The organism is Bacillota bacterium (genome assembly GCA_024655925.1).
In the GTDB taxonomy this organism is placed as follows: domain Bacteria; phylum Bacillota; class DTU025; order DTU025; family JANLFS01; genus JANLFS01.
Map to the genome: position 1 here is coordinate 2,987 of JANLFS010000104.1, position 4,139 is coordinate 7,125.

At 60.5% G+C, this 4,139-nt stretch carries 4 protein-coding genes; 2 read left to right on the forward strand and 2 right to left on the reverse strand.

Annotated features, from left to right (window positions below; translation table 11 throughout):
• A partial coding sequence (locus NUW23_13250) for a TolC family protein (protein MCR4427126.1) occupies positions 1-558 on the reverse strand: 558 nt, incomplete at its 3' end.
• Between the two features lie 377 nt (positions 559-935).
• Between NUW23_13250 and NUW23_13255 the strand changes: the two genes are divergently transcribed.
• Positions 936-1,745, forward strand: a complete 810-nt coding sequence (locus NUW23_13255; GenBank protein MCR4427127.1) for a hypothetical protein — start codon at positions 936-938, stop codon at positions 1,743-1,745.
• Between the two features lie 69 nt (positions 1,746-1,814).
• A complete protein-coding gene (locus NUW23_13260) occupies positions 1,815-3,578 on the forward strand; it encodes a carbon-nitrogen hydrolase family protein (GenBank protein ID MCR4427128.1) in 1,764 nt (587 codons plus the stop codon).
• Between the two features lie 73 nt (positions 3,579-3,651).
• Here NUW23_13260 and NUW23_13265 read toward each other — a convergent pair.
• On the reverse strand, positions 3,652-4,139 hold a 488-nt coding region (locus tag NUW23_13265), incomplete at its 5' end, for an ATP-binding cassette domain-containing protein (GenBank protein MCR4427129.1).

Genomic DNA, 4,139 nt, shown 5'->3' on the forward strand with positions numbered 1-4,139 from the left:
TAGATAGGCCAGGAAGTTCATCTTGCCGACGGTCACCGATACCAGGCTCGAGGCGAGGGCTTTCTCAGCGGCTAGCAATGCCCTCTCCGCGTCGAGCAGGGAGACCGCGCTCTCCATACCGAGGTCGACCTTGAGTTTGACTATTGTCAAGTTGTCTTGGCTCTGCTTGAGCTTGCTCTGGTTTAGCTCCACCGTCTTCAATGCTTTCAGCAGGTCGAAGAAACGGCGCTCAGTTTCCTGCCTGACTTGGGTTTCGAGGTCCTTGAGGCTCTGCTCCGCCCGGTCGAGGGCGAGCTTTCTCTGGCGAAGGATAGAAGGGTTCGGAGAGATCATCTGGTCTAATTGAGCCTTCTCGTAGTCCATTCTGGCAAGTTCCAGGTCCCATCTTGCCGACGCAAGATCTGCGTTGAGCTTGAGCGCCTGTTCAATAGATGTTGCCAGATCGAGCACTCGCTCGACGGGCACTTGAGCCCAGGCATTGGATGCTGTGACCACAACCAAGAATACGGCGGCCAACACTGCGGGAAAAAGGGTCTTAGACTTGAGCAGGTGTCTCATTCCATCGGTCCTCCCAAACGTCTGTGATGGGTCTCGCCCCGCGGCTCTCAGACCTGAGGTTGACTGGCATGGGGCCTAATAGTATAGATGTATGCTGAGCCCAAAAAGTTCATGGTTTGTACTTATTTCCATTGAGTGAGCAGCGAATCCTCTGGGTGTCAGTGATTACCGCGCTGGCCGAAGAGACCAGTACTCCTGGGCCGCGGGTCCCGTTCGGGGAAGATTCCTTGTGCTGAGCCAGATAACAGTGGAGGAATGGGCGGTGGGAAAGCAGAACTGCCGAATGGGCAGGCTGAGCCCTCGGGAAGTGTGGAGCAGATGTGGACCCCGGCCCGGTGGCGCGCCCGCTGCAAATGGTGCGAGGAGGACGATCATCTGTGGCAATAACCAAGAGGCGCTATGTAATCCTCTCGATCCTGGCAGTCATTGTCTTCTCCTGCGGTGCACGCGCTACCGTGGCACGGGGGGCTCCTGTGGTGACGACCGGTCTCGGCTTCGTCGAACACACTGACAGCGAAATGAGATTCAAGCTCCTTCTCCCGAAGGATTGGGTGTATGTGCCGGAGCAGTCCCTCGAGGGGTCGTGGGTATTCTTCGGCCCGAACGACCAGGACCTGGCGTACGTTGAGATCTACGAGGTCCCGGAATTCTTCACGGATTCTCTGGATGTTTCTGCGGCTCTGCTCGAGCGCTATGAAGAGGATCTGCACGGCTTCAGGCTCATTGCAGGCCCGGAGGCCGTGCGCCTCGGGGGAAGCGACGGTGCAGTATCAGTCTACTCCTTTGTCACCTCGAGCGGGGAGGCCATCACTGCGGCCGAGGTGACCATACTTGTGGGCCCAGACGCCTACACCCTCACAATACAGGATTCCACCGAGGAGTTCTTACTCAGGCTGGGCGCGTACGAGACTACGGCCTCTTCGTTTGTGGTTCTGCCTGCAGAAGGGGGCTTTCTCCGGAGCCTGAACCCGCGCCCGGATCCCGATGGCGCGAGCACTCAGCAGCGAACGTGCTGGCACTCTACATGCTGTTCGCGGAGGATATATGCTCCCCTATCGCGAAGACTATGTTCTGAACCAGAACAGGGGACCTTGAACACATTCCGGCTCGCTCCGGGCGTGGACGTTGTCCCCACGCGTGTGGGGGTGAACCGGCAGGCGCCCTCAACCTCATCTTCGACCGGCTAAGCATGGAGTCCAGGTTGATCCACTTCACGGAACCCTGCGACATCTCAGGCCAGAGAGAGGATGTGTGGTATGATTCGCGTAAGTGTGTTCCAGCTGAGGGGACACTCGCTATCCGAGATGGATGTGACAGAAAACGAGATAGAGGCGGCTCTTGCTGACTTGGAGAAGTTCCCCTGCGATCTGGCGGTATTCCCAGAATGTGCTTTTCCCGCCTACTATCTTGCACACTGGAACGATGATGCGGCCGAACGAAGCGAGCGGATGAAAAGCCGTGTAGCCCGTGCAGCCCGGGCGGCACGCAGCTACATGGTGTTTGGCGTCCCCGAGCTGGCCGGGCCAGCAATCTCTGGGCGGGGGCGGCATGGCTACGGCGGCCCGCGCCTGTACAACTCGGTGTTCGTCTGGGGACCCCAGGGCGAGCTGGTGACCAGGTGCCGCAAGCATTTTCTCTGGCATTTCGATTCGATATGGTTCGACCCGGGACAGGAGTTCGCTTCATTCGACGCACCGTGGGGGAAGGTTGGTTTGATAGTCTGCGCGGACGGGAGGGTGCCCGAAGTCACGCGGATGCTGGCCACGAGGGGATGCACTCTGATCGCCAACGCCACGAACTGGGTCACATCCGGGCGCAATCCAACCATGCTGTCGAATCCCCAGGCAGAGTACCTCATGAGCGTCCGTGCTGCTGAGAATGGGGTGTGGATCGCGGCCGCAAACAAAGTGGGCCGGGAAGAGGATCTTCTTGTCTTCTGCGGGCGGTCGATGGTGGTCTCTCCCGATGGAGAGATCGTCGTGGAAGCCAGACCGGATGAGCCCGCTCGGTTGGACTACACTATACTGTCCGACCATGGCGGCACCCTGGCTACGCCAGCTTCACACAGGCTCAGCCTTCGGCGTCCCGAACTATATGTCCGCCTCACTTCTGAGACCCCCTCCCAACGTATGGTCGCCCCATCACAGCGCGCGATGGAGCGGGAACCCGGTTCAGCGAAGTCAACGCCGTACGTCGCCGTGGTGCAGAGAATGCGCGGAATAGGGGATATGGATCCGCAGATGCTTCCCTCAGAACTTGCGGACGTCTCCCGCAAGCTTCAGGTGCTCGGTGCGGACATCGCAGTGTTCTCGCTGTCAAATGCGGCCCGCCCTCCTGCAGCCCCCGTAATTGGAGAAACGGACTTGGACGGACTTGTGAGAGAGTCGTTCACCGGCAGCGGCATCCTCCTGATGATCCCCTGGGTGGAACAGACTTCTGGCGGACTGCGTTACGTCATGCTCGGGTACCGTGACGGGCAGAAAACCTTCCGACACATGTGCCTGCACGGCGAAGGCAGCGCCGGGGCGGGAGAGACACGGACTGCGGGTGATCCCGTTTCTGCGCATGGCATTGAGTGCGTCGATACTGATTTCGGCCCGGTCGGGATCATGCTGGATATTGAGGGAATGGTGCCGGAGGTGGCCCGGGCACTTGCGCTTTCGGGGGCGCGCCTCATCGTGTGGGCTGCAGACGGCAGGGTCGCAAAGCATAGGGAGATCGCCCGGGCCCGGGCGATGGAGAACCGTGTGTTCGTCGTGTGCGCGAACGGAGCGGCTGGCACCGGAAAACCCGGCGCTGAACTGGGCGCGCTGCCCCATCTCCCATCCCGGCCTACGAGGGGGGAGAGCTTGATCTGTGACCCGGATGGCCGGATCATTGCCGAGGCCTTCAGCGACACGGATCAGATTGTCGGAGCCTTCGCCGATCTTCCAGCCACGTCCCGCAAGCAGATCGTGCCAGGAACCGATGCGTTTGCCGGAAGAATGCCCCGGCTCTACCGCGAACTCACCTCCGAGTGATGCACTATCACTCTCCATCACAGGCCGGGCCTCTTCGTTGTGAGGCCCGGCCGGGGCCTCGCGGTGGCGACTGCTACGCCTGTTCCGGCTTGGCGGCCGCAAGACCGCTCTGGGTACGATCGGACTTCTGCGCCCCCAAGTACGCCTCCTGGACCAAGGGGTTCTCCAGAAGCTCCTGGCCCGTTCCCTCCATCACGACTCTGCCGTTCTGCAGCACATATCCCCTGTGTGCAATCTCCAGGGACTTCCGGGCATTCTGCTCGACGAGGAGGACGGTGACGCCCTGCGCGTTGATCTCGCTGATGAGGTGTAGCACAACCGTGGTGAGTATGGGGGAAAGACCGAGGGACGGTTCGTCGACGAGCAGCACGGAAGGCTCGCTCATGAGGCCGCGCCCGAGCGCAAGCATCTGCCGCTCACCGCCACTCAACGTGCCTGCGTACTGCCTGGCCCTCTCTGCCAGCCGTGGAAAGAGGCCGTAGACCCGGTCGATGTTCTTCTGTATGCGCGTCTTGTCCCACTTCAGATAGGCCCCGGCGAGTAGGTTCTCGTACACTGTGA

What these genes read in the sequence shown, in the direction of transcription:
- NUW23_13260 (MCR4427128.1), top strand. Translation starts at nt 1,815, where the DNA reads ATGATTCGCGTAAGTGTGTTCCAGCTGAGGGGACACTCGCTATCCGAG.